General features: G+C 69.8%; 12 protein-coding genes. 1 reads left to right on the top strand and 11 read right to left on the bottom strand.

Annotated elements, in window-relative coordinates; all coding sequences use genetic code 11:
• Positions 1 to 76: 76 nt before the first annotated feature.
• Genes JF781_RS08255 through JF781_RS08220 form a run of 8 tightly spaced genes read right to left on the bottom strand, consistent with a single transcriptional unit; the run spans position 77 to position 21,229 of the window.
• Positions 77 to 292 carry an MbtH family protein gene (locus JF781_RS08255; RefSeq protein ID WP_225326920.1) on the bottom strand — a complete coding sequence of 72 codons (216 nt, stop codon included), beginning with the start codon at positions 290 to 292 and terminating at the stop codon, positions 77 to 79.
• Positions 273 to 1,559 carry an NADPH-dependent L-lysine N(6)-monooxygenase MbtG gene (mbtG, locus tag JF781_RS08250; protein ID WP_225326921.1) on the bottom strand — a complete coding sequence of 429 codons (1,287 nt, stop codon included), beginning with the start codon at positions 1,557 to 1,559 and terminating at the stop codon, positions 273 to 275. Before mbtG ends, JF781_RS08255 begins: the two co-directional genes overlap by 20 nt.
• Positions 1,556 to 5,992, bottom strand: a complete 4,437-nt coding sequence (locus JF781_RS08245) for a non-ribosomal peptide synthetase (protein WP_225326922.1) — start codon at positions 5,990 to 5,992, stop codon at positions 1,556 to 1,558. The genes mbtG and JF781_RS08245 overlap by 4 nt, the downstream gene beginning before the upstream one ends.
• Entirely contained in the window at positions 5,989 to 12,564 is a 6,576-nt protein-coding gene (locus JF781_RS08240; RefSeq protein ID WP_225326923.1) for a non-ribosomal peptide synthetase, read from the bottom strand. Before JF781_RS08240 ends, JF781_RS08245 begins: the two co-directional genes overlap by 4 nt.
• A 1-nt stretch (position 12,565) precedes the next feature.
• Positions 12,566 to 15,622, bottom strand: a complete 3,057-nt coding sequence (mbtD, locus tag JF781_RS08235) for a mycobactin polyketide synthase MbtD (protein WP_225326924.1) — start codon at positions 15,620 to 15,622, stop codon at positions 12,566 to 12,568.
• Positions 15,622 to 16,941, bottom strand: a complete 1,320-nt coding sequence (locus JF781_RS08230; RefSeq protein WP_225326925.1) for a polyketide synthase — start codon at positions 16,939 to 16,941, stop codon at positions 15,622 to 15,624. Before JF781_RS08230 ends, mbtD begins: the two co-directional genes overlap by 1 nt.
• 5 nt (positions 16,942 to 16,946) lie before the next feature.
• Positions 16,947 to 17,717 carry a thioesterase II family protein gene (locus JF781_RS08225; protein ID WP_225326926.1) on the bottom strand — a complete coding sequence of 257 codons (771 nt, stop codon included), beginning with the start codon at positions 17,715 to 17,717 and terminating at the stop codon, positions 16,947 to 16,949.
• A gap of 8 nt (positions 17,718 to 17,725) precedes the next feature.
• Positions 17,726 to 21,229, bottom strand: coding sequence for a non-ribosomal peptide synthetase (locus JF781_RS08220; RefSeq protein WP_225326927.1), 3,504 nt, complete (start codon positions 21,227 to 21,229; stop codon positions 17,726 to 17,728).
• 96 nt (positions 21,230 to 21,325) lie between these two features.
• On the opposite strand from JF781_RS08220, the gene JF781_RS08215 reads away from it, so the two are divergent.
• Positions 21,326 to 22,969, top strand: a complete 1,644-nt coding sequence (locus JF781_RS08215; RefSeq protein ID WP_225326928.1) for a (2,3-dihydroxybenzoyl)adenylate synthase — start codon at positions 21,326 to 21,328, stop codon at positions 22,967 to 22,969.
• A 28-nt stretch (positions 22,970 to 22,997) separates the two neighbouring features.
• Here the strand turns inward: JF781_RS08215 and JF781_RS08210 are convergent, their stop codons facing one another.
• From JF781_RS08210 to JF781_RS08200, 3 genes are all read right to left on the bottom strand, one after another.
• Positions 22,998 to 24,056, bottom strand: coding sequence for a 3-deoxy-7-phosphoheptulonate synthase (locus tag JF781_RS08210; RefSeq protein ID WP_225326929.1), 1,059 nt, complete (start codon positions 24,054 to 24,056; stop codon positions 22,998 to 23,000).
• Positions 24,057 to 24,347: 291 nt separating this feature from the next.
• Positions 24,348 to 25,139, bottom strand: coding sequence for an iron reductase (locus JF781_RS08205; RefSeq protein WP_225326930.1), 792 nt, complete (start codon positions 25,137 to 25,139; stop codon positions 24,348 to 24,350).
• Between the two features lie 129 nt (positions 25,140 to 25,268).
• Positions 25,269 to 26,927, bottom strand: coding sequence for an NAD-dependent malic enzyme (locus JF781_RS08200; protein ID WP_225326931.1), 1,659 nt, complete (start codon positions 26,925 to 26,927; stop codon positions 25,269 to 25,271).
• Positions 26,928 to 26,951: the final 24 nt, after the last annotated feature.

The raw sequence follows: 26,951 nt of genomic DNA, 5'->3' as shown, positions 1-26,951 counted from the left end.
AAAACACGCTGAATGGCCTGTGCCGCAAGTGTGTAGCGGCCGTCCCTTGCCTGCTGTTGCGAGGGCCAGTGGCGGGTTACTCCCCCGCGAGCGCCTCAATCAGGCTCTTGGGGCGGATATCTGACCAATTCTGTTCGACGTAGTTTAGGCAGTCCGCGCGGCTGGCTTCCCCGAAGACCACCCGCCAGCCCGAAGGCGTGTCGGCGAAGGTCGGCCAGAGGCTGTGCTGGTCCTCGTCGTTGGCCAGCACCACGAAGGTCGCGTTCTCGTCGTCAAAGGGGTTGGTGCTCATCATGTCTCCTTCTCAGGGGATGCTTGGACGGACTGACGGTGGAACCCAACACCCGATCGGATAGCAGTCCAAGGCAGCTCAGGTTCGGGAACCCGGGCCCCTGGGTGAGTCCCGACAGGTTCGGCAAGAACAACTTGGGTGTGACGTCCGTGACGGCCAGGTCATAACCTATCGCCTCCTGCAGCCGCTCCGAAGTCAGGGGCCCACCCAGTCCGAGTTCGAGCAGATCAAGCGCTTCCTGGCTGAACAATGGTGCGAACCACAAAGAGTCGGCGCCGGAGCCGTCGATGACGAGATCAAACCCGTGGACCGTCTCGAGGTTCTCGCTGCCGCGGTTGGTGGACAGCGTCAGCCGGATCTGCCCCTGCCTGCCGACCGCGTGGGCGACGCGGCCACGCAGGTGATGGATGCGGTCATCGGCCAGCAACGCCTCCTGCACGTTCGACGAAAACACCCCCCGGTCCGTGCGGGCCAACGCATCACGACGTTCGGCCAGGGTGAGGGCCGGCCAGTTGGTGGGATCGGAGAACAGCGAATTCTCGAAAAACCCCTCGCCGCGCGTGAACAGTGTCGCCTGCGGGGAAATGACCGTGATGCTCGAGACCCGGTGCCGGAACAGCTCATTGAGCATCGCCGCGGCCGTCTCACCACCGCCGATCACCGCGACCCGCTCTGCACTGATCCGGTCGTGATTGGCGGCGCGGTCCCAGAACTGGGCGATCGAGAGCACGCGCGGATTGCCGGGAAGCAAGGACTTTTCGGCCTGGCCCGGGCCGGTGATCATCAACGCGTCGGCGTGCACGGTGGTTTCGTGGGTGTGGATCGCCCACCGGTCCCCGGTGACAGCCAGCCGTTCGACCTCGCCGTGCACCACATTCATGCCCACGTGGTCGGCGACCCAACTCAGATACTGGCTCCACCGGCGATGCGCCGGCGCCGGCCTGCCGCGGTCGATCCACTCGGCGAACGACGCCGTGGCGATCAGATAGGACTGCCAGCTGTAGCGGGTCATCCGCTCGTCCAACTCGGCGTTACGGCGCGGCACCAGCGCCGAGCGGTAGGGAAAGCCGACGTCCTTTTCCGGGCTGGTGCCCAGCCGATGCGCGCCGTCCGTCCAGCCGCCGCTGGCCTGCCAGTTCGCCGCGACGCCGATCCGTTCCACGGCGACCACGTCCGGAACCTCGACGCCCATGTCGCGAAGCACCGATGCCTTGGCCGCGACGGCCACCGCCTTGGCGCCGGCGCCCACGATCGCGAGTGTGCTCATTTCACCATCTCCCGCAGCGAATCGATCCAAAGTCCTTGCAGCGCAGTCATGTCTGCGTCCGTGAGAATGTCGGGCAGCGCGCGCCACTGCGCCGCCAGCACCCGCTCCCCGCCGTACGTCAGCACTATCGCCGCGATGGTGAGCTCGTGGCGCACCGCCTGCTCGGGCTCCGGCACCGGCGACACCCCCGCGAGCAGCTCGCGTTCGAGCGTCAGCCCGGTGCCGCCGTCGGTGTGGGCGGCGCCAAGGTAATTCAGCAACACTTGCGGCGGCGGGAAACCGGCGAGCCGCTCGGCGGTGTCGTCCCGCAGGTAGCGCAGCAACCCGAAGTCGAGCCCATCGCCCGGGATCGCGGCCAATTTCTCCGCCACCCTGTGCGGGTCGGCCGAGTCCACCCGCACGGGGTAGATCGAGCTGAGCAGCCCCACCGTGTCGCCGGTGTCGATGGTGTGCGCGCCCGGACCGTCCACCAAGCTGTCGGCGCGGCCGTGGGTTTCGAGCGCCAGCAGCGGGGGCGCCGTTGCCTGGCCACGTAGCCGGCGCCAGCTCGTCACTGTCGCCGCGGTGGCGGCGATTAACAGCGTGGGTAACGGCAGACCCGAATTCAGCAGCCGCCGGGTGAGGTCGGCGTCGGTGGGGACGTTGCGGACGATCAGATCGCGCGCCCGATCACGGTCCGGGTCGAGGCGCCGGGCGCCGAGGTCGGGATCGTCGCCGGCCAACTCCGACGCCCAGTACTGCACCGTGTCCAGGCCGCGCGCTCGCGCGGTGAGCGCCTCGGCCCAGCGCCGATAGCTGGTGTGTTCCCGAATGGGTGCCGGCGGGTGACCGGTGGCCGCGGCGGTCAGGGCGGCACCGAGTTCACCGAGGATCACCCGCCACGACGCCGGGTCCAGCGCGACGACGTGCGCGGCCAGCAACAGCACGCTCTCTCCGGCCGGGGGCCGGAGCCACACCGCGGCCAGCAGCGTTCCGCGTTCGGGGTCCAACCGGTCGACCGCCTCGGCGACGTGGGCCGGTACCGCCGCGCCCAGATCTCCGCCCACTGCAACCTCTTTGAGTTCGCTCAGGACGTCCGCGGCCGGTACCGGAACCAGGGTCATGGTGGAGCGATCGACCCGGGTGCGCAGCACCTCGTGGCCGTTGACGATGCTTGCCAGCGCGGCGTCGAGTTGTTCGCGGCGCAGCGTCTCGGGCAACCGGATGGCTTCGGTCTGGGCGAGCCGGCGCGGGTCGCCGTGTTCGTAGAGCCATCGGCCGTTGGGCAGCAACGGCATTGGTCCGGTTGTCTCGTCCACCCGCTGGGCGGTGGCCGCGGTTTCCGAGTCGACCGCGTCGGCCAGTTCGCGGACGTTGGTGCAGTCGAGGACGAGCCTGGCGCGCAGCGCGATTCCGCGGGCCCGCGCCGCCTGTACCACCGACAAGGCCATGATGCTGTCCAGTCCCAGCTGCAGGAAGTCCGCGGTGACGTCGACGCGCGGGTGCCCGAGCAGTTCGGCGAGCAGTTCGGCCAGCGCGGATTCGGTGGCGGTCTCGGGTGTTGCCGCGCCGCCGACGGACTCGGCGACGTCGACGGCGGCCAGCGCGGATTCGTCCAGCTTTCCGTTGGGAGTCAACGGGATCTCGTCGACCAGGACGATGCGCTGCGGCACCATGTAGCGCGGCAGCCGGGTGCTGAGCATGCCGCGCAGGTCGGGCACCGTCGGCTGGTCGCCGGTGGGGTCGGTCGCCACGTACGCGGTCAGCCGCGGCGCGCCGCGGTGCTGATGCACGAGCACCCCGGCGTGCCGGACGGCGGGATGGGATTCGAGGGCGGCGGCGATCTCCCCGGGCTCGACGCGGTGGCCACGGATTTTCACCTGGGCGTCGGCGCGACCGATGTATTGCAGTGTGCCGTCGGGCATCCGGCGCACCAGGTCGCCCGTTCGATACATCCGCTGCGCGGGTGCGAACGGGTCGGCGACGAAGCGCGCCGCGGTCTCGCCCGCGCGGCCCAGATAGCCGCGGGCCAGCTGGGCGCCGCCCAGGTACAGTTCGCCCGTCGCGCCGCACGGCACCGGACGCAGCCCGGAATCCAGCACGTACCCGCGGGTGTGCCGGGTCGGCCGCCCGATGCAGGGCTCGTCGTGCTCGGCGATCGCGGCGACCACCGCCTCGACCGTCGTCTCGGTCGGCCCGTAGCAGTTGAACGCCGCCATCGATGTGGTGGTGCACGCCTTGCGGATTCGGGCCCAGGCGACGCTGCCGAGGGCCTCTCCCCCGAGCGCCAGCACCGTCAACGGCGCATCGGTCAGCAGGCCGAACACCTGCAGCTGGGCGAACATCGACGGGGTGGTGTCGATCATGTCGATGCCGTGCTCGGCGATCAGCGCGACCAGCGCCTCGGCATCGGTCTGGGTGTGCTCGTCGACCACATGCACGCCATGGCCGTCGAGCAGGGCGACCAACGGCTGCCAGGCGGCGTCAAAGGCGAACGACCACGCGTGGGCGATGCGCAGCGGACGGCCCAGCCGCGCGGCCGCGGGCCGCAGCACGCGGTCCAGATGGTCGTCGGCGTAGGCCCCCACCGCGCCGTGAGTCCCGATGACCCCCTTGGGTTCTCCCGTGGTTCCCGAGGTGAACACGACGTACGCGGCCCGCTCGAGCGGGACGTCGACCGGGTCGAAGCCGTGGTGCGGTCCGCCGGACTCGAGCAGCTGCGCGGTCAGCTCCTCGTCCAAGACGATCGACGCGCCGGACTGGCGCAGGATCGAGGTCACCCGTTCCGGGGGCATCCCCGGCTCCATGGGCACGCACATGCCGCCGGCCTTGAGCACCGCGAGCATCGCGACGACGTACCGCGGGCCCCGGAAAAGCCTTATGCCGACCGGTGTTTCGGGCGTGACACCGCTGCGGGCGAGCTGAGCGGCCAGCCGGGTGCTCCGGTCGTCCAGCTCGCGATAGCTCAGCGTGCCACCCGCCCAGCTGACCGCCGGGCTGTCCGGCGTCCTGGCCACGACCTCGGCGAACCGCGCGTGAATGCACCGCGGTGACGTCGCGGCGGGCGCGCCGGCGGCACGCAGCGGGGCTGCCTCGTCCTCGAAGAGGACGCTGACCTCACGCAGCGGACGCTCCCACCCCTGCAACAGCCGCTCGGCGGTGGACAGCACCCGCTGCCCGAACGTAGCGGCCGGAATGGCGCCCAGGGCGCCGTCGATCACTTCGATGAGCACCACCAGTTCGCCGGCGTCCATGTGGGCGGCGATGGCGATCGGGAAATGCGACAGGTTCTGAAGGGCGGACGGCCGGAATGTCGCACCGCCGGCGGTCAATTCACCGCCGGAGGACAGTCCGTTCATCGGGAAGTTCTCATAGACCAGCAGGGTGTCGAACATCTCCCCGACCCCACCGAGGGAGCGCAATTGGGCGTGCCCGAGATAGCTGTGCTCGCGCAGCAGGGCGGCATCGCGCTGTACGGCGCGGCATTGCTCACCGGCACTGGCCGCGGGGTCGAGCCGCACCCGCAGCGGCACGGTGTTGATGAACAGACCCACCATGGTCTCGACGCCGGTCAGCTCGGGCGGCCTGCCCGACACCGTGACCCCGAAAACCACGTCGTCGGTGTCGGTGAGCCGGGACAGCACCAGCGCCCACGCCATCTGCATCAAGGTGTTGACGGTGATGCCGCGCGAACGGGTCTCGTCGACCAGCCGCGCGGTGGCCTCCGCCGGCAGCCGCAGTTCGGTGGTGCGCGGCAGCGCCGTCTGCCGCCCCTGGGTCGTGTCCATCGAGCCCAGGGCGGCGGCCAGCAGGGTGGGGCCCGGCAGCCCGGCGAGGTGCCGGCGCCAGACCTGCTGGCTGGTCTCCGGGTCACGCCCGGCCAGCCAGCCGATGTAATCGCGGTACGGCCGCGGAGCGACGGGCAACGCCGACAGGTCGCCTCCGGCCTGGTACAGGATCATCATCTCGTTGATGAACACGGGCATCGACCAGCCGTCGATCACGATGTGATGGGCGGTGAGCACCAAACGCCATTGCGCGCCGGGCAATTCGATCAGCAGGAAGCGGATGGCCGGTCCGTGTTCCAGGTCGAAGGGCCGGCGGCGTTCGCCGGTTTCCAGCGCCGGCACGTCCTCGGGTGCCGCGCTGACGGATCGCCACGGCAACTCGACGCGGGACGGCACGATCTGCACCGGCCGCGGGATGCCCCGGCTGAAGAAGCTGGCCCGCAGGTTCGGGTGACGCACCAACATCTTCTCCGCGCACTCGCGCAGCAGCGCGACATCGAGTGCGCCGGAGATGTCGGCCGCCATGCCGATCACGTACGGATCGTCCGCCGCTTCGCCGTCGGCGAATTCGGCGAGCGTGGTCAGCGAGTACAAGCCCTCCTGCAGGGGGCTCAGCGCCATCACGTCCTCGATGTCGGGCGCGACGTCGGTGTCGGCGGCCGTCATGACGTGCCTTTGCGTGACGCCGACCAAAGTTGGGTCACCGCAGCCAGATCCGTCGACGAGAGACCGGAGGTGCTCATCGGCTCGAAACGCACGTCGGTCGCCTGGTCGTCCCGCCCGGTGTCAGCCTCCCCGTCGCCCAGGGCGTCCAGGGCGGCGGCCAGCTGCTGCACCGTCGGATTCTCGAAGATCATCCGCGGACTCACGGCCAGCCCGACCGCCCGTGCGCGCGAGCCCAGCTGCACCGACAGGATGCTGTCGCCGCCGAGGGCGAAGAAGTCGTCGAAGCGCCCCACTTCGGGGGTCGACAGCAGTTCGGCGAACACCTTGGCCAGCGCCCGTTCGGTGTCCGTGCGCGCCGGTTCGGTCAGACCGCCGGTGCTGACCGCCGGCCGCGGCAACCCGGGCCGGTTCAACTTGCCGGATTCGGTCTTGGGCAGGACATCGAGGACGGTCAGCGACGACGGCATCATGTAGCCCGGCAGGGTCGTGGCGATCGCGGCGCGCACCTCCCCCGCGAAGGCCGCCTTTTCGACGTCGTCGACGATCGGCCGTTGCGGCACAACATATCCGGCCAGCGACGTGCCGCCGTGCACCTCCCAGGTGCGGGCGGCTGCGGCGGCGACGCCGTCGGCGGCCGCCAGGGCCGCCTCGACCTCGGCCAACTCGACCCGGAAACCGCGGACCTGCACCTGGTGGTCGGAGCGTCCGACGAATTCCAGTTGGCCGTCCTCGGTCCACCGGGCCAGGTCGCCGCTGCGGTACAGGCGCGAACCGGGCTCCCCGCCATACGGATTGGCGACGAACCGTGTCGCGGTCAGGCCGGGGCGCTTCCAGTACCCGCGCGCCAGCTGGTCGCCGGCGTAGTACAGCTCGCCCACCACACCGACCGGCACGGGTCGCAGCCCATCGTCGAGGAGGTAGGCCTGCGCGCCCGGGACCGGCTTTCCGACAAGCGGATTCGGCAAGCCCAACCGCCCGCGGGACACCGCGCCGGAGGTCTCGGTGGAACCGATGTTGTTCAACAACTCGGTCCCGCCGTCGTCGGCGCACACCGACGCCAGCCGTTGCAGCAACGACGCGCTGACCGGCTCGCCACCGCACACCAGCCGCGACAGCGCGCGCACGGCGTCGGGCCGGCTGTCCACCAACGCCGAGACCAGGCTGGGCACGGCGGTCACCTGGGCGATCGAATACCGGTTCATCAGCTCCCCGAGGGCCTCGGGGTCGCGGTGCTCGGCGTCGTCGGCCAGGATCATGGTCGCACCGGCGGCCAGGCCGGCCAGCATCTCCATCCCGCCTTCGAGGAAGGTGATCGACGCCTGCGCCAACCGCACGTCCTCGGTCCTGGGCGGGTAGTGCCGCAGTTGCCAGTCCAGCCGGGCCGCCATCGAACGGTGGGTGCCCACCGCGCCTTTCGGCTTGCCGGTGGATCCGGAGGTGAACACCAGATACATGGGGTCATCGGGGTGCGGCCGCCGCACATTCCGCGACTGGGGGTCCACGCCATCGCTGTCCACCACCGCGCGCACGTGGGGGTCGTCCAGCGAAAGCACTTCGACCCCCGGCACGCGCGGCATGGTCTCCACCGCTTCGGTCGTGGCGACCACCACCGGCGGCGTGACGTCGTCGAGCATGAATTGCTTTCGCGCCAAGGGATAGCCGGGGTCGATGGGGAAGTAACCGGCGCCGGCCTTCATGATGGCCACCAGCGCCACCACCAGGTCGATGCTGCGGCGGGTTGACAGCCCGACCAACGCGCCCGGTCCTGCGCCGTTCTTCACGAGCAGCGCGGCCAAGTTGTCCGAACGGCGATGCAGCGCGGGGTAATCGATCTGCTCGTCCCCGCAGCGCACCGCGATCCGATCCGCTCCCCAGGCCCGACTGGGTTCCAGCAGCTCGGGTATGGTGCGCGGCCGGTCCTGCGGTGGCGGCGCGCCGCGGCTCCAGTCCTGCAGGATGCGGCGCTGCTCTCCCGCGTCGATCAGCGCAACGTCGCGCAGGCTCTGATCGAGATCCTCGGCGAACGCGGTGACCGCCCTGGTCAGCCATTGCGCCAACCGCTCGATGGTGCTTCTGCTGTAGAGCTCGGTGCGGAAGATGACGTTGCAGTTGTAGCCGATGTCGTCGGCGCCGTCGGTGCCGAAGAAGTTGACGCTGAGATCGGCGTGGGCCATGTCGAAGATGGGATCCAGCGACGTGCACACGGTGTCCCGCCCGTCGCCGCCCGCGGGCGCGGTCTCGATGACCCGCGTGGCGGACAGGTGATCCCGGACGTGCACGACGACCTGGAACAGCGGGTTGCGGGACAGCGATCGCACCGGGCTGACGCTGTCGACCACCCGGTCGAACGGCAGGTCTTGGTGGGCGTAGGCGGCCAGCGCGGTCTCCCGCGCCCGTTTCAGCAGTTCGCGCAACGTCGGGTTGCCGTCCATGTCGTTGCGCAGCACCAGGATGTTGACGAAAAAGCCGATCAGTTGGTCCAATTCGGCTTCGGTGCGGCCGGCGACCGGGGTGCCCAACGGAATGTCCACGCCGCCACCGGCCTTGTGCAGCACCACGGCCACAGCCGTTTGCAGCAGCATGAATTCGGTGATGCCCAACTCGCGGCACAGCTCGCCGAGCTTGGCGCGGGTCGCCGAGTCGATGTGGAAGTCGACGGATTCGCCCTCCCCGCTGGACACCGGCTGGCGGGGGAAGTCCGGGCGCAACCCGGTGTCCTCCGGCAGCCCGGCCAGCTTGCGGGTCCAGTACTCCCGCTGCTCGCCGGCGATGGCGGACTCCTGGCCGCTGGCGTCACCCAAAAACGTGCGCTGCCACGCCGCGTAGTCGGCGTACTGCACGCGCAGCGGCGCCCAGGACGGCGCTTCGCCACCGCGCCGCGCCCGGTAGGCGGTCATCACGTCGGAGAACAGCACGCCCGCCGACCAGTGGTCAGAGGCGATGTGGTGCACGACCACCGACAGCACGTGCTCGTCCGCGTTCTCGGTGCGCAGCACCGCGACCCGGATCGGCAATTCCGAGTCCAGCTCGAAGCAGTGGCGCCGCTCGGCGTCGAGCTGCTCCTGCAGCCACGCCTCGCCGACTCCCTCCGCGCGGCGCACCGGAACCTCGACGCCCGCCGGGCCCACGACCTGATAGGGCACGCCGTCCAGCTCGACGTAGCTGGTGCGCAGGATTTCGTGCCGGGCGAGGACATCGCCGACGGCGGCGATCAGCGCATCGATGTCCCACGGTCCGGTCAGCTTGGCCGCGAAGGGAATGTTGTTGACGGGGCTGGGCCCGTCCAGGCGATAGGCGAACCAGCTGCGCAGCTGCGACGCCGACAGCGGCATCGGCTCGTCGTGTGCGGTCGCGATCAGCCTGGGGCGCGACTGCGTCAGTTGGCCCGAGCTCAGCTGGTCGACCCGCTCCGCCAGCAGGCCCACCGTGGCGAGCTCGAACACGTCGCGGATGCCGAGTTCCACGCCGCACTCCGCGCGGATCGCGGTGACCAGTTTGGTGGCGACCAGCGAGTGCCCGCCCAGATCGAAGAACGAGTCGTCGACACCCACCCGCTCGTGGCCGAGCAGCCCCGAAAATAGTTGGGCGACCCGGATTTCCGTGGGTGTCGTGGGGTCGCGGTACTCGGTGCCGGCCGCGAGCTGCGGCTGCGGCAGCGCGGCGCGGTCGATCTTTTGATGGGCGGTGATCGGGATCTCGTCGAGCACCACATAGGCGGCCGGCGTCATGTAGTCCGGCAGCGCGGCGGCCACCCGAGCGCGGATGCGTTCGACGTCAACCGTTTCCGTGCCAGCGCCCTCGGCCGGAGTCACGTATCCCACCAGGCTCTTGCCCAACTGAGGCAGGTCCATGGCCAGCACGACGGCTTGTCCGACGCTGGGGTCGACCGAGATGGCGGCGGCGATCTCGCCCAACTCGATGCGGAAACCGCGGATCTTCACCTGCTCGTCGGCGCGGCCGACGAACTCGATGTCCCCGTTGGCGTTGCGCCGGGCCAGGTCGCCGGAGCGGTACATCCGCCCGCCGGGGGTGAAGGGGTCGGCGACGAAGCGCTCGGCCGTCAGCTGCGGCCTGCGGTGGTATCCGTGCGCGACATGTGTTCCGGCGATGTAGATTTCACCGATCACCCCGATGGGAACGGGCTGCAGGGCGTTGTCGAGCAGGTACACCTGCGTGTTGATCTTGGGCCGGCCGATCGGCACCACCCGCGTGCCCTGGGTGCCCTCCACCGGGTAGCTGGTGCAGTTCACGACCGTCTCGGTCGGGCCGTAGAAGTTGTGCAGCGACGCGTCGAAGGTGGCGTGGAACTTGTCGGCGATCTCGCCGGGCAGGGCCTCCCCGCCGATGGGCACGCGCCGCAACGTGCGCCACTGGCTGACGCCGGGCAACGACAGGAACAGACCCAGCAGCGACGGCACGAAGTGCATCGACGTGATGCCTTCGCGGGCCAGAAGGTCGGTGAGATAGCCGATGTCGCGCAGCCCGTCGGGGCGCGGAATCACCAGTCGGGCACCCATGATCAAGGTGCCGAAGATTTCGCCCATCGACACGTCGAAGCTGGGCGACGCCACCTGTAACAGCCGGTCGGTTTCGTCGATCCGGTACTCCTCGCCGAACCAGACGAAGTACTCGGCGATGGGCGCGTGGGGCACCGGAACGCCCTTGGGCAGCCCGGTCGAACCCGAGGTGTAGATCAGGTACGCGGTGTTCTGCGGGCTCAGCGGCCGCAGCAGCGCGGTGGGCGCGGTGGTCGGGTAGTCCCCCGCTTCGCAAACCGGTTCGCGCAGCACCAGTTTGGCGTCCGCGTCCCCGAGGATGAAGCTCAGCCTGTCCTCCGGGTAGGTGGGATCCACCGGAAGGTAGACCCCACCCGCTTTGAGCACGCCGAGCGCGGTGATGACCAGTTCGGGTGACTTGTCCAGCAGGACCGCGACGCGATCCTCGGTGCCGATTCCACGCTCGATGAGCCAGTGCGCCACTCGGTTCGACTCTTCATCGATTTCGCGGTAGGTGTAGGCGCGCCCCTCGTAGACGACCGCGATGGCGTCGGGCGTGAGCGCCGCTCGCCGGCTGACCAGCGCGGACAAGGTGCTCGCCGGGGTGACGAATTCTTCACCGGTCGACACGGACCGCAGCCGCTCGGCGTCTTCGTCGTTCATCAGCGCGCACGCCGACAGCGTCGCGTCGGGGTCGGACAGCACGCTGTCCAGCAGGGCGGCGTAGTGGCGCAGGAGTTGCTGCACCAACTGCTGATCCAGCACCTCGACGAGGTACTCGGCCTCGATCACGCCGCCGCCCAAGCCATCCGGCGTCCGGTTCAGTTCGACCATCAGACTCAGCGGCAGCTGGTTGAAATGACCGCGCAACTCGGCGCGCGCGCAACGCACGCCCGGTGGGCAAAAGCCGGCGCCGTCGGGCTCCCGCTGTCCGAAGCTGACGCGGGTCATCCGGTCAGCGCCGTGCCGGCGGTCGGGGTTTGACTCACGCACCAGCCAATCCAGGTCGGCCCGCGAATGAGCGAAGGCGCCCACCGCGCCGTCACGGGTCTGCGCCAGCAGTTCGCGGAACGTCTGGTGCGGCCGCGGGCGCAGCCGGACCACCACGGTGTTGCCGTAGTACCCGATGGCACCCTCGGTTCCCACGCCGCGGTTCAGCACCGGGGCCGCGAACAGGAAGTCGGTCGACTGGGTGTAGCGGTGCACCAGGGCGCCGAACGCGGCCATCAACACCATGTAGGGCGTGGCGCCGGTCTCGCGGGCCAGCGCGGCCGCCCGGTCGACGACGTCCGCCGACAGCGGCGCGGTCGCGCGTTGCGCGCGCCAGGTACTGGGCACCACCGAACCGTTAGGCCCCGGAAGTTCCAGTGGCTCCGGGAGATCGGCCATCAGCGGCCGCCAATAGTCCAGATCCGCCTGACGGATCGCGGTCGGGTCGTGGGAAGGGGCCGGCAGCACCGGAGCGGCGGCGAAGCCGTCGGGGTCGGTGTACGCACGAGTCAGGTCGGCGAAAAACGGCGCCCACGAGCCGTCGTCCCAGGCGATATGGTGCGCGGTGATCAGCAGTATCAGGTCATCGGCGGCCACGTGCGCCACGGTGACTCGCAGGGGTGAATCCTTGCTCAGGTCGAACGGGCGGCGAAAGTCCCGCTGCGCCAGCACATCCAGGCGCAAGCGGCGAGCTTGATCGGTCAACCCGGACAGGTCGTGTTCGGCCCATTCGGGCCGCAGGTCGTCGCGGACGACGGGCCGCGGGTCGCCCTCGCTGTCGGTGTCATACGTCGTGTGGAGGACGGGGTGTCGCGCGGCGACGGCGTCGGCGGCGCGGTGTAGCCGCGTGGCGTCGACGGCGCCGGTGAGGCGATAGGAGACGCAGATGTTGAGCAACGCGCTGTCGGGATCGACCGACTGCACGAACCACATCCGGTGCTGGCCGGCGGACATGCGTGGCTCGTCGTAGGTGGCGACGGAAGCCGCGCCGGTCGACCTGGCCAGGCCGCGCTCGGCGAGCTTGCGGCGCAGGAGTTCCAAGCGCTCATCGTCGAGACGGGTGCCGGCGCCGGTGGTGTCTGTCACGCTAGGAGTCCAACCTTTCGAGCGTCGCGAGCGTTGAGTGGTGCGCACCGTTGGCGGCGCCGGTGCGCTCGATGGGCGACGGCGGCGTGGGGCCGCCGGGTGAGTCGGCGCGCAGCGCGTCGATCAGCTCGTTGACGGTGATGCCGCCGAGCATGCGCGCCACCGGAACCGAGTTCCCCACCGTCCGGCGCAGCCGCTTACGTAGATCGAGGGCAAGCAGCGAGTCCACCCCGAGGTCGATCAGCGACGTGCCCGGGTCGATCGACAGCGAATCACCCAGATGCAGGGTCGCGGCCAATTCCGTTCGCACCACGTCGGCGAGGGGCTTCGCCACCACGGCGTCTTCCGCCATCCCGACGTCGCCGCTCTGCGGAGCGCTGAACGGCATTGGCATTCCCTGGCTTTCGAAGAACACCTGCAGCCGGTCGAAGTCGGCGTCGAAAATCAGCGGGTCGCCGTCGTAGCGGTACAGGCTGGCCTCGATCGCCACCTCCGGCTCCATCGCCACCAGCCCCGAGCGTTCCGTGCGGGTGATCTCGTTGCCGACCACCACCCCAGCGCCCTGCCACAGCCCCCACCGGATCGCCATGCAGTCGCGGCCTTCGGCACGCAACCTGGCGGCCAACGCATCGAGCATCCGGTTGGACGCCGCGTAGGCCGCGTGGTTGTAGCCGCCCCAAACTCCGAACACCGAGGAGCAGGCGAGGATTCGGCAGTCCGGTTGCAGCGGCCAAACCTCGGCCATCAACGCCAATCCGCGGACCTTAGCGGCGCACACCGCCGCCACATCGGCACCGGTGAGGTCGGCGCGCGAGCGGGCCTGCGCGATGCCCGCGGTGTGGATGAGCAGCGACGCCCCCGAACCCGCGTGCGTGGCGGCCACGGAGGCCAGCGCGGCGCGGTCGGTGATATCGCATTGCGGGGCGCGCACTTCGGCGCCGTGCCTGTCGGCGAGCTCGCGCAGCGCGGCCGGGTCCACGCCGTTGCGGCTCAACAGGGTGATGCTCCGGGCACCGCGTTCGAGGCAGAACCGCGCGTATTGCAGGCCGATGGCCCCGCTGCCGCCGGTGATCACCACGTCGTCCAGGGCGGCGGCGTCGAGGGGCCGGTGGGTCGCCGATTCGCGGCACGCGCGGAATGTTCGGACGTGGCGTCGGACCTGGCTCAGCGGTGACTCGCCGCCCCGCAACGCGACCTCGGCCGCCTCGCCCGACAGCACGTCGACGACGGCGCGCGCGGTCGCGGCGTCCACATCTGCGCGCTCGAGGTCGAGATGCCCGAAGGCCTGGTCCGGGAATTCGAACCCGACGCTGCGATGCATCGCCGCCAGGGCCGCCTGCGCCGGCGAGGCGGTGGTGTCATCCCGATCGATGTGTTCGGCGCCGACGGTCAATAGCCAGACGGCCCGGCATCGTGGGCCGATGAGCGCGGGGTAATCGGGTAGGCCGGCATCGGGCCGGGCGGCGATCTGCTCGATCGCGGCCGTGGCGTCGAGCTCGTCGATACCCGGCGCCACGATGGCGAGGATCTCCGCCTCGTTCGGCGGCACCACGCGGCAATTGCCGTGCGCCGCAGCGGCATCGGCCAGCTGCCGGGTCAGCGCGTCCGTTCCGGCGAAGCCGATGCCGGGGCGTGTCGCGCTCGGACCGATGGGCGAGGTGGTGTGCTGCCAGTCCTCGACGGCCACGGTGAGCGCGGGCACCGAGGCCGGTTCGGTGGCTCGTTCCGGCGCTGCCCAGAGGTGCACCGCGCGCATCGGCGCGTTCGGGAACCCTCGCAGTGGAGCCCGCTCACCCGCCGGGACGGCGTCGGCCCACCGGCAGCCGGGGTCGGCGGTCGCGACGGCGGCGATGCTCGCCGAGAGGGATTCGGTGACGGGGCGGTCGCGGTGCCCCGAGCCGACGACGACCGCCTCGTCGTCGACGATGTCGCCGAGCGGATAGAGCAGTGCAGGGTGCGCCGAGAGCTCCACGAACGTATCGGCTCCGCAGCTGCGGGCGTATTGCACGGCGAGATCGAATCTCACTGTGCCGCAGAGGTTTTCGTACCAGTATTCGATGAAGTCGGTCGCTTCGCCCAACTCGGCGCCCAGGGTGGAGCCGACGAACCGCACCGGCCCGTCCCGGAACCGCGACTGCGGCGTCAGCTCGGCCAGGCCGGCACGCAACGGGCGTAGTGCACTGGTGTGGCCGGGGTAGTCGACGGACAGTTGATGGGTGAAGATGTCACGCCGTTGCGCCAGACGCACCGCGGCGGCGACCGCGTCGTGGTCGCCGGCGACCACGGTCGACGACGGCCCGTTGACCGCCGAGACTTCCACCCAGCCGGGAGCCTCGGCCAGCAGCGATTCGGCGATGTCGAGGCCGGTGCCCAGCACCGCCATCGCGTAGCGGCCCGTCAGCCGGCCGACGACGGTGGCGCGGGCGACCACGAGGGCGACGGCGTCGGGCAGCGAGATCGCTTCGGCCACATAGGCCGCCGCCACCTCGCCGAGGCTGTGGCCGATGGTGATTTCGGGCAGCAGCCCGCAGTGTCGCCATGCCTCGGCCAGGCTGACCGCGTGGGTGAACTGTGCTCCCTGAATTTCGGCACGTGACCAGCCGCGCTCTTCCTCCCCCACCAGATACGGGAGCGGGGAGTCGAATCCGGCGACGACGAACTCTCCCGCACACCGGTCGGCCGTCTCGCGGTAGGCGGGCAGCTGACGGTAGGCGTCGGCGCCCATCGCCTGCCATTGATTGCCCTGGCCGGGGAACACGAACGCGATGCGCGGCGGCGTCGTCTTCGCGGATCGCGTGACCAGCTCGTGTTCTTCGCCCCGCGCGATCGCGGACAGCCCGGCGACCAGCTCGGCGCCGTCGGCTGCTCGCAGCACGGCGCGGTGACGTCGCGCCCGCCGCAGCCGCAGCAGGGTGGATGCGACGGCGGCGGCCGCGTTCGGTGGGTCGACGCGGCCCAGGTAATCGAGGATCGCCGCGGCGTCCCTGCGGATCAGCTCGGGGTCGTGGGAGCTCAGCAGCACCGGGATACGCCCGTCGGGCAGACGATGGGTGAGCATCACGCGACCTCGGGGACGGAGACGATCAGATGCGCGTTGGTGCCGGCGATCCCGAACGCGGAGGCCGCGGCGATGCGCTGCCCGTCGACGGCCGGCCAGGGCGTCAGAGTCTGCGCCAACCGCAAACCCTGTTTGTCCCACTCGATTTCGGGACTGGCGTTGTCGGCGTGCAGGGTGGGCGGGACCGCCCCGTGTTCTGCCGAGACCAGCACCTTGGCCAGTCCCAGCGCGCCGGCGGCGGCCAGCGAGTGCCCGACGTTGGACTTCACCGAACCGAGCAGCGCCCCGGCGCCGGCTTCGGTGTCGCCGTAGGTCTGTGCCAGCGAGCGCAATTCGGTGCGGTCGCCGAGTCGGGTGCCGGTGCCGTGCCCCTCGATCATGCCCACCTCGGCGGGCTTGATCCCGGCCTGGGTGATGGCCCGCTGGAACAGGCGAACCTGGGCGTCGCCGCTGGGCGCGCTGAGCCCGGCGCTGCGCCCGTCCTGGTTGATGGCGGTGGCGCGCACCTCGGCCAGGATCTGCCGGCCGGCCCGCAGCGCGGCCGATTTGCGTTGCAGCACAAACATCGCCGCTCCCTCGGCCCACACGGTTCCGCTGGCTTGCGCGCTGTAGGGGCGGCAGTACCCGTCATCGGAGAGGGCGTGTTGTTTGGAAAACTCGACGAAGAAGCCGGGTGAGCCGAGCACGTTGACCCCACCCGCGATGGCCATGTCGCAGTCGTCGTTCTGCAGCGAGCGCACCGCGACGTGGAATGCCACCAGCGCGGACGCGCACGAAGAATCCAGTGTGAGTGCCGGGCCGGCCAATCCCAGCGTGTAGGCGATGCGGCCCGAGATCACGCTGAGGGCGGTCCCGGCGAGCAGATGGCCGCTGTGTTCGGAGAACCTGGCCATCTCGGGTCCGTAGCCGGTGGCGGAGGCGCCCACGAAGCAGCCCACGTCGTGCCCGGCCAGGTCGTCGGGGTTGATGCCGCTGGTTTCCAAAGCGCGCCAGGCCACCCGGAGCGACACCCGCTGCTGCGGGTCCATCACCACGGCCTCGCGTGGTGAGATGCCGAAGAACTCCGGGTCGAACGTTGTTGCCCCGCTGAGGAATCCGCCGCGATCGTGAATCTCTTTGAATCCGCTGCGGCGGGAGCCGGCCAGCAGCTCGCGCACGGCCCAACCGCGGTCGGTGGGAAACGGTCCCAGTGCTTCACGGCCGTGCGCCAGCAGATCCCAGTAACCCTCGGCGTTTTCGATGCCGCCGGGCGCCTCGACACCCATCCCCACGATCACGACAGGGTCGACGCCCTCGGCGCCGTACGCATCGTCCGACATTGGTATCACCCGGCGTTCACCTGTGCGGCGACCGCGTCGACGTGGTCGTAGACGTAGAAGTGCCCGCCGTCATACAGCGACATGGCAAAGGATCCGGCGGTGTGCTTGTCCCACTGGCGCAGCACGCCCGTCCCGATGCGGTGGTCGTCATGGCCGCCCAACACGTGGATGTCGGCGCCGATGCGGACGTCGGGGCTGGGGTCGTAGCGGTTGAAGGCCTGGTAATCGGCGCGCACCGCGGTGGTCATTAGTTCCGAGAACTCTTCGTCGGCAAGCAGTTCGGGGTCGGTGCCGCCCAAATCGGCGATGTCCGCCAGCAGCCCGTCGTCGCTGGTCGGCAGTTCGGGCATGTCGGCGACGACGCAGGGCGGTGGGCCCGCCGAAACCCAGAGCTTGCGCACGGCCGCGCCGTGCATCTCGGCGACGCGGGCGAATTCGAAGGCGACGACGGCGCCCATGCTGTGGCCGAACAATGTCAGTGGCGCGACGCTGGGCCATGGTGCGGCCCGGAAGAGGCTGGCGGCGAGGTCGCGCACGCTTTCGTGTGCGGGTTCGCTGAGGCGGTCGGCCCGCTGAGGGTACTGCACGACGTAGGTGTCTCCGCCGGCGGCCAGCGCCGCGGCGAGCACCCGGTAGCTCGCGGCGGCCGCACCGGCGTGCGGGAATACCACGGTGGCACCCGCGGAGCGGTCCGCGGTCCCGTCGTTGCGGCCCCGGGTCAGTTTGATCCAGGACGGGAACGTGGAGGACACGGTGATCAGATTATTCAATGTCATTGCGCCGTTTATGATTTCGCGGGTTGCTGAGAGGCCGCCAGAACCGATTCGGCGTCCATGCCGATAACCTCGAGGTATAGCTCGGCGACCTGGTCGAGCCGGCCGGGTTCGTGCTCGCCGGCGCTGAGGACCGCGGCCAGTGCCGACACGGTTCGGTTGGCGAAGATGTCGGCGACCATGATGTCCGGCGCGTCCAGCCATGCCCGAATTCGCGCCACCGCCTGCGTGGCCAGCACCGAATCACCGCCGAGCGCGAAGAAGTCGTCGTCGACACCGATGTTCTGCCGGCCGAGCAGGTCGCCCACGATCATCGCCAGCGCGGATTCCAACGGCGTCGACGGCGCGCGGTGCCCCGGCTGCTGCGATTGCGCCACGGCGTTTTCCAATTCGCGCACCACGGCGCGGCGGTCGAGCTTTCCGGCATCGGTGAAGCCGATCCGCTCCACCACCGCGATGTGGCGCGGGATCATGTGTGCGGGAACGAGGTCGGCGACCGCCCGCCGGATGCCCTCGGCGGTCAGGGCGGCGTCGTCCGCGCACACCTGCGCGGCCAGCACGTCGGATTCCCCGGATACGGAGATCAGGGCGGCCACCGCCGTGCGCACCCCGGGCACCCGCCGCAATGCGGTCTCGATCTCGCCCAGCTCGACGCGGTACCCGCTGATCTTGACGCGATGGTCGGCGCGGCCGACGAATTCGAGGGTGCCGTCGGGCCAGTAGCGGACCAGGTCCCCGGTGCGATACCAGATTCGGCCGTCGTGCTCGACGAAGCGTTCCGCGGTGAGATCGGGACGTCCGCGGTAGCCGCGCGCGATGCCGCGACCGGACACCCAGTACTCGCCGGGGACCCAGTCGGGACAGTCGGCGCCGCTGTCGTCGACGACACGGCAGGCGTTGTTGGGCAGCGGGACGCCGAAGGGCAGCGACGTCCAGTGTTCCGGTATCGGCTCGGTCACCTCGAAAATGCTGTTGTGCACGGGGGTTTCGGTGGCGCCCCCGAGGCCCGCGAACCGGAGGTCGGGCGCCTCGTCCCGCAGCCGGCGCACCACTTCGGGCCGCACCCAGTCGCCTCCGGTGGGCACCACCCGCACCGAGGACAGCCGCCCGCGGCCGACCTCGACCAGCATCTCCAGCCAGCCGGGCATGAAATGCAGCACCGTGACCTGGTGCGCGTCGATGAGCCGGGCCCACGCGTCGGGATCACGCCGCTGCGCTTCGTCGACCACCACGATGGCCCCTCCGGTGCGCAGGGTGACGAAGATGTCCATCACCGAGATGTCGCCCTCCAGGGTCGACAGCGCCAGGCACCGGTCGGCCGGGCCGATCTCGAAGTGGCGGGCGATGAATTCCACGGTGTTCATCGCCGCGTCGTGGGTGACCTCGACGCCTTTGGGCTCGCCGGTGGAGCCGGAGGTGAACAACACGTAGGCGAGCCCGGCGGGATCGATTCTCGCGGATTGGATCTCGGCGCCCGCGGGGGCATCGCGAAGGATGTCGGCGAGCACCACTTCGGGTACCGGCGTGGACAGCCGTTGTCCGCCGCACACCACGGCCAGGCTCACGCGGGCGGATTCGAGGATGCGCTCGGCGCGGTCGCGTGGCTGGTCGATGCCGATCGGCAGGTAGGCAGCACCGACGGACAGGATGCCCAGCAGCGCCGGGATCTGTTCGGCGGTTTTGGGGCCCATCACCGCGATGGTGTCGCCGGCGGTGATGCCTGCCGCACGCAGCGCGGCCGCCACGGCCAGCGCCTGGTCGCGTAGCCGCGCGTAGCTGAGGTCACCGGAACTGGCGCAGACCGCCGGGGCATCGGGCTGCCGCTCGGCTTGCCGGAAGAACCCGTCGTGCAAGGCTTCTCCGCTCGGTTCGGCGGTGCGACCGTTGATCGCCTCGCGCACGGCCCGCTGAGCCTCGGGCAGTGCCGGGGGGGCCAGCGCGTCCCAGGCATCGTCGGCGCCGGCCAGCCGGAGCAGCTCGTCGATGTGGTGGGCGAACATCGCGTCGATGACCCCGGCGGGGAAGATGCCTTCGCGCACATCCCAATTCACCAGGACGCCGCCGTCGAATTCGGTGACCTGCGCGTCGAGCAGCACCTGCGGCCCCTGGGAGATGATCCACCCCGGTGTGCCGAATTGGCCGGTCACTTCGGAGCTGAACAGTTCGCCGAGCCCGAGCGCACTGGTGAAGACGACGGGCGCGAGCACCTGGGTGCCGCGATGGCGGCTGAGGTCACGCAGCACCGACAGCCCGGGATAGGCCGAATGGGCAGCCGCGGTGCGCATCGCGTCCTGCACCACCTGCGTCCGGGCCGACGCGGTGTCCGCGCCGGCGAGGTCGACGTCGAGCAGCAGCGAGGAGGTGAAGTCCCCGACCAACGAGTCGACGTCGGGGTGCAACGCCTGGCGCCCGAACAGCGGGACGTTCAGCAGGAAGCGCGACGTCGTCGACCAGCGCGCCAGGGTGTTGGCGAACCCCGCGGCCAGCGCCATCGCCGGGGTGAATCCGCGCGCTTGGGCGCGGGTGAAGAGCCCGTCGCGGGTCTGCGGGTCCAGCCAGTGCCAGCGCCGGGTGCTCTCGTTGCAGGCGCGGCCCCGGACCGTCGGCAAGGCGGGCGGGTCCGGCAGCTCCGGGAGGCGCGGCGCCCACCAGGCGCGGTCCGCGTCGCGGGCCGGTTGCGGCCGTGCGTCTTCGGCCTCGATGGCCTGGCGGTACTGGCGGTAGGTGTAGCGCAGTTCGGGCAGGTCGCGGCCGAGGTAGAGCGCCGCGAGGTCGGCCATCAGCGTGCGATAGCTCATCGCGTCGGCGGCCTGCATGTCGAGGTCGACGTGGAGCCGGGACCGTTGGTCCGGGAGCAGCGTCACCGCCAGTTCGAACACGGCGCCGTCGAGCTGCTGGTGTGATTTGGCGGCGCGGATGGCGGCGAGTCGCTGATCGACCGCGTCGGTGTGCCGCTCGCGCAGGTCCTCGACGTGGACCGGGAACGCGCCGCACTCGCCGGCCGGGGTGATGCGCTGGGTGCCGTCGGGCAGGAACCGCACCCGCAGCATCGGGTGACGCCGTGCCAGCGCGGTGGCCGCGGTGCGCAGGCGTTCCGGATCGATCGGTCCGCCGTCGAATTCGACGTAGAGGTGCCCCGCGACGCCGCCGAGCTGCTGGTTTTCCTGGCGGCCGACCCACATCGCGTGCTGCATCGGGGCCAGCGAAAAGGGCTCGTCCTCCCCGGATCCTTGAGCGTCCGCGGGCGCATCGGCGGGCTCGGCGGGCCGATCAGCGCTCGGCCCGCCGGCGCCGACCAATCGCGCCCAGGCCTCGACGGTCGGCATTTCGGCGAGCGTGGCGAAATCGACGGCGAGGCCCTGGCGGCGCCAGCGTCCGGCCAGGGTCATGATCCGGATCGAGTCCAGGCCCTGACCGATGAGGTTGCTACCCGGCTGAACTGCCTCGACGTCGACGCCGAGCAGTTCGGCCACCTCCGCCCGGATGTCCTCCGAGCGTGCCGGGGCGCGCACCACAGACCCTCCCAGAATTAGCACAGGCTGCCCTAAATTTTTTGGTTACCCTATCCTTACTCCCTGCATCCCCGCTACTAAGCCCCCGCCAGAGGAGCCATGACCCCGAACACACCGCCGCCGGCCGGAGTCCTCGACGGGTTCGTGCCGTTCCCCGCTGAACGCGCCGCCGCCTACCAGGCGGCCGGCTACTGGACGGGACGGCCCCTGGACACGATCCTGACCGACGCGGCGCGGCAGTGGCCCGACCGAATCGCCGTGCTCGACGCCGTGGGCGGTACCGGCTTCAGTTATGCGGACCTCGACGACCAGGCTAATCGCGCCGCCGGGGGGCTGAGGGCACTGGGTATCGCCCCGGGCGACCGGGTGCTGCTGCAGCTGCCGAACAGCTGCCAGTTCGCGGTGGCGCTGTTCGGACTGCTGCGGGCGGGGGCGATCCCGGTGATGTGCCTGCCGGGACATCGGGCCGCCGAACTCGGGCATTTCGCCGCGGTCAGCGGGGCCACCGGGCTACTGATCGCCGACACGGCAGCGGGTTTCGACTACCGAACCATGGCGCTCGGCCTCGTCGAGGAACACCGCGCGCTGCGGCACGTCATCGTCGACGGCGACCCGGGACCGTTCACCTCATGGGCGAAGTTGTGCGAGCAGGCCCCAGTCGGCCCGCCACCCGCGCCGGGCGACCCGGGATCGCCTGCGCTGCTTCTGGTTTCGGGTGGCACGACGGGCACACCCAAGCTCATCCCCCGCACCCATGACGATTACGTGTTCAACGCGACGGCCAGCGCCGAACTCTGCCGGCTCACCTGCGACGACGTCTATCTTGCGGTGCTGTCGGCCGGACACAATTTTCCGCTCGCCTGTCCTGGCCTGCTCGGCGCGATGACGGTGGGCGCCGCCACCGTGTTCGGCACCGATCCCAGCCCCGAGGCGGCCTTCGCCGCCATCGACCGCCACGGCGTCACGGTCACCGCCCTGGTGCCGGCCCTGGCCAAACTGTGGGCGCAGGCCTGCGAGTGGGAACCGGTGACTCCGAAATCCTTGCGGCTCTTGCAAGTCGGCGGCGCCAAGCTGGAGCCCGAGGACGCCCGCTTGGTGCGCGCCGCCTTGACGCCGGGCCTGCAGCAGGTATTCGGGATGGCCGAGGGACTGCTGAACTACACGCGCCTCGATGATCCACCCGACCTCACCGAGCACACGCAGGGGCGGCCGTTGTCTGCCGCCGATGAATTGCGCGTCGTCGACGGGGCCGGTGGGCCGGTGCCGGCGGGCGCGGAAGGCGAATTGCTGGTCCGCGGGCCCTACACGTTCAACGGCTACTTTCGCGCCGAGCGCGACAATGAGCGCTACTTTGACGCGCAGGGCTTCTTCCGCAGCGGTGACCTGGTCCGGATCACCGACGACGGCTACGTGGTGGTCACCGGCCGCGTCAAGGACGTCATCTGCCGCTGCGGCGAAACCGTTTCCGCGGTAGACCTCGAGGAGCAGATGCACAGCCATCCGGCGATCTTCTCGGCGGCCGCGGTGGCGTTGCCCGACCCTTACCTGGGCGAGAAGATCTGTGCAGCGGTCGTTTTCAAAGGACAAGAGCTTTCACTTGCGGAGCTGAACGGCTACCTCGACGAGCGTGGCGTGGCCGCACACGCCCGGCCCGACGTCTTGGTTCCGATGACCGCGCTGCCCACCACGCCGATCGGCAAGATTGACAAAAAGGCCATCGCCGGCCAGGTTTCGGCGCGCTGAGCACCGCACCGCACGCTGCACCCCGCGTTCAGCCCAAGGCCTCGTAGAGCTCCGCCAGCAAGCGCGCCGTGGTGCCGAAGTCCATGCAGGCGTCGGTGACGGATTGGCCGTATGTCAGTTCGCCACTGAGCGATTGGGCGCCGGCCACCAGGAAGCTCTCCAGCATCAGGCCGGCGATACCTCGCTCGCCCGCCGCGACGCGCGCGGCCACCTCGGCGGCGACCTCGGCCTGTCGCACATGATCTTTGGCGGAGTTGGCGTGTGAGCAGTCGATCATGACCAGCTCGGAAAGGCCGGTGCTGCGCAACCGTTCGATGGCCGTGTCCACCGAGGCCGCATCGTAATTCGGGCCGGCGGTGCCGCCCCGCAGGATGACGTGGCAGTCGGGATTGCCCATCGTTTCGACGACGGCCGCGCGGCCCACGTCGTCGGTTCCGAAGAAATGGTGGGGCGCCGCCGCGGCTTTGACGCCGTCGATGGCGACTTGGATGTTGCCGTCGGTGCCGTTCTTGAATCCGACCGGCATCGACAACCCGGATGCCAATTGGCGGTGCACCTGCGATTCGGTGGTCCGTGCGCCGATCGCGCCCCAGGCGACCGCGTCGGCGATGTATTGCGGGCTGGTGGGCTCCAAGAATTCGCACCCTACCGGGAGGCCGACGTCGATGATGTCGAGCAGCAGCCCGCGGGCGGTGCGGATGCCGCGTTCCACGTCGAAGCTGCCATCCATCGCGGGGTCGTTGATAAGTCCCTTCCAGCCGACGGTGGTGCGCGGCTTTTCGAAGTAGACCCGCATCACGATCTTCAGCCGTTCGGCGTACTGGGCGGCAAGCGGGGCGAGCCGGCGTGCGTAGTCCAGCGCGGCAACGGGATCGTGCACCGAGCAGGGGCCGACCACGAGTAGCAGCCGTTCGTCGTGGCCGGCCAGGATCGCCGATACCTCGTCACGGTCGCGCTGGACGGCCTGGGCGCGCGCAGGGGTCAGCGGAAGTTCGGTGCGAATCGCGGCGGGAGCCGAGAGTTCACGGAAGGAGACGATCCGGTGGTCGGACGTGTCGACAGCTGTGGGTAAGTCGGTGAGGGACATGGTGGGTGTGTCTTTCTGTGTTGGCCGCCAGGGCACGCCCGCTGGTTCCCGATGCCCTGAAAAGCGAAAAGCAGCGACCTTGTGGTCACTGCTGGGCTCCGGGTCTCAGTCGTGCGGGTGCGTCAACCAGACGCCGCATCGCCGGCTCCACCCGGAGCCACGATAAAGCGCCAATACGCGCGCACGCCGATGTTCACGTCGGCGAACATACCACGCGGGGCCCGACGGTTCGAAAGCTGTCGGGCACGAGGGGCCCGGACGGGCGCGACGACGGCGCGGTTTCAGTGCCGCTCAATGAGAGCCGGCGGGTGCGGTAAGCAAAGGCGCTGCCGCGCAGCGTGATCGGCGTACCGGCAGCCCGAATCCGACCATCGCGTCGAGGATGGCTTGGCTTCGGCGGGTGATCACGTGGTCGTCCACGGACGCCGCGCGTGGAATCTGTGCGGCGACCCCGATGGTCGCCGATCCCACGATGTGCCACATCGCCGTGATCGAGACGGCGCCGTTGCTGATTGCGTGCACCGAGTCGAACAGCCGCGTCAGGCTTCGGTGGCAGCGATGCGCTACCCAAATCGCCAGCGCCCCTTCGTTCGGCAGCGTTATCAGCCCCTCCTGGCGCGCACGCCACCCGCGGGCATCGCCGCCGGGCGCGACCACGCAGGGATCGTCGGGCAGCACGCGCAGCGTGGGGTCCACCACGGCGGCCCAATCGATCGCACCGTCCCGATCGCGGTGCAGCCAGAGATTCTCCAGGCCCACGTCCCAGGCCCTTCCTTCCAGCAGCACCAGCGGCAGCATCCGCCCGATGATCTCGTGGATCAGGCTGGCCGCCAGCTGCCGTGCGGCGGCGTGGGGACCGATGTTGTCCACGGCATCGTCGAACATCGCCCGCAGCAGGGTGTCGGTCCGCGTGGAATCGAGGGGCCACCAGCGATGTCGCGCGACATCGTCGAGCACGGCGATGCCATACACCAACGGGCACGCGGGAAAGAGTCCGCGCAGGCGACGGCTGGATTCATGGACCGGCAGCTCTCGGCGGATGTCCATCCCCGATATCAGCGGATGGTGAATCGCGGTGCGCACGTCGGCAACCTCCCGTATCGCGATTAGGTTAGGCTACCCTAAAGTAACGCGGTGGGCCAGCGCTCGCCCCGGGTCAGGGATGAACCCGCGCAGCGCCCACCGAACTCGTTGTGGGCGCCATTCCTGGGCTCACTGGCTGGCTGCGGTTGGATATCGGGGGCGCCACCGCACCTCGGCGATGCGTTCGCCGAGTTCCGCGTCGCTGCGGGCCGGGGCGACGCCGTCGGCCACCGCCTGCACGGCGACGGCGCGCGCGATGCTGACGGCGACATCGGGCACATCCGACCACGCGGGCAGCAACGGCTGGTCGGGATCCGCGAGAGCCGGCGACGCCTCCCCCAAGGTCTGGGCGGCGACGCGCATCATCTCGTCGGTGACTCGAGTCGCCTGGGCCGCGGTCACGGCCAGACCCATCGCGGGAAAGATGTAGACGTTATTGCATTGGGCGACAGGGCGCTCCACCCCGCCGCGGCGCAGCGGCGCGAACGGCGATCCGGTAGCGATCAGGGCGCGCCCGTCGGTCCACTGATCCAACTCCGCCGGGTACGCCTCGGCCCGGCTCGTCGGGTTGGACAGCGGGAAGATGATCGGCCGGTCGGTCTTGCCGGCGACTTCACGCACGATGGCTTCGGTGAACGCGCCCGCGGCGGTGGACAGGCCGAGCAGCACACCGACGTCGACATGGTGGACGACGTCGGCGAGCCGGACGCGTCCGGACACGCCCCAGCCCGCCACCCGGCCCGCCGGCTGGGCGAATCCCCGTTGCGCGTCGGAGAGGTCGGCGCGGTCATCCGTGAGGAGCCCCTCCACGTCGACAACCCAGATGCGCTCCGAGGCAGCCTTTTCGGACAATCCCTCGTTCACCATTTGGCGGCGAATCATGTCGAGCACCCCGATGCCGGCCGCACCGGCGCCGAGCATGACGACCTGTTGCTGCGACAGGGGGCGGCCCGCGACCTTGGCGGCACCGTGCAGCGCTCCCACGGTGACGGCGGCCGTCCCCTGGATGTCATCGTTGAAGGTAAGGAGTTTGTCGCGGTAGCGGGCGAGGATCGGTAGCGCATGTGTGGTCGCGAAGTCCTCCCACTGCACCAGCACATTGGGTAGCTGCTTGTGCACCGCGGCGACGAACTTGTCGATGAACGCGTAGTAATCGTCGTCGTCGATACGGCGGTGCCGCCAGCCCAGATACCGAGGGTCATCGAGCAGTTCGCTGTTGTCGGTTCCCACATCGAGCACGATCGGGAGAGTGCGAGCGGGGTCGATGCCACCAATGAGGGTGTAGAGGGACAGCTTTCCGATCGGGATGCCCATGCCGCCGATACCCTGATCGCCCAGCCCGAGGATCCGCTGCCCGTCGGTCACCACGATCACGTCCACCTCGCGCTGGGGCCGATTGTTCAGCACCTCCTCAAGGCAGTCCCCCTCGGCGTAGGACACGAACAGTCCCCGCGGCCTCCGGTAGATCTCACTGAAACGCTGGCACGCCTCTCCCACGGTGGGCGTGTAGACAATCGGCAGGGCCTCGGGGATGTGGTCGAGCAAAACGCGGTAGAACAACGTCTCGTTGCGGTCCTGCAACGCCCGCAGATAAATGTGCTTGTCCAGATCGTCGCGGCGAGTGGAGAATTCGTGCCAGCAGTGCTCGGCTTGTTGTTCGAGGGTCTTCACCGTCGTGGGCAGCAGGCCCATCAGGCCGAATCGCCGGCGCTCATCCTCGGTGAAGGCGGTGCCCTTGGTGGTCAGGGCATCGAAGAGCTTGGCCGACCCCCGGAGCTCATCGGGCATCGTTAACGTCCTTCTGTAGGAATC

Source organism: Mycobacterium sp. WUMAC-067 (assembly GCF_020217485.1).
In the GTDB taxonomy this organism is placed as follows: Bacteria; Actinomycetota; Actinomycetes; order Mycobacteriales; family Mycobacteriaceae; genus Mycobacterium.
This window is presented reverse-complemented; position numbering and strand designations above follow the sequence as displayed.

Coding starts and splice junctions, on each gene's coding strand:
- JF781_RS08255 (WP_225326920.1), bottom strand. CDS start 292: ATGAGCACCAACCCCTTTGACGACGAGAACGCGACCTTCGTGGTGCTG.
- mbtG (WP_225326921.1), bottom strand. CDS start 1,559: ATGAGCACACTCGCGATCGTGGGCGCCGGCGCCAAGGCGGTGGCCGTC.
- JF781_RS08245 (WP_225326922.1), bottom strand. CDS start 5,992: ATGACGGCCGCCGACACCGACGTCGCGCCCGACATCGAGGACGTGATG.
- mbtD (WP_225326924.1), bottom strand. CDS start 15,622: ATGCTCACCCATCGTCTGCCCGACGGGCGTATCCCGGTGCTGCTGAGC.
- JF781_RS08230 (WP_225326925.1), bottom strand. CDS start 16,941: ATGTCGGACGATGCGTACGGCGCCGAGGGCGTCGACCCTGTCGTGATC.
- JF781_RS08225 (WP_225326926.1), bottom strand. CDS start 17,717: ATGACATTGAATAATCTGATCACCGTGTCCTCCACGTTCCCGTCCTGG.
- JF781_RS08215 (WP_225326928.1), top strand. CDS start 21,326: ATGACCCCGAACACACCGCCGCCGGCCGGAGTCCTCGACGGGTTCGTG.
- JF781_RS08210 (WP_225326929.1), bottom strand. CDS start 24,056: ATGTCCCTCACCGACTTACCCACAGCTGTCGACACGTCCGACCACCGG.
- JF781_RS08200 (WP_225326931.1), bottom strand. CDS start 26,927: ATGCCCGATGAGCTCCGGGGGTCGGCCAAGCTCTTCGATGCCCTGACC.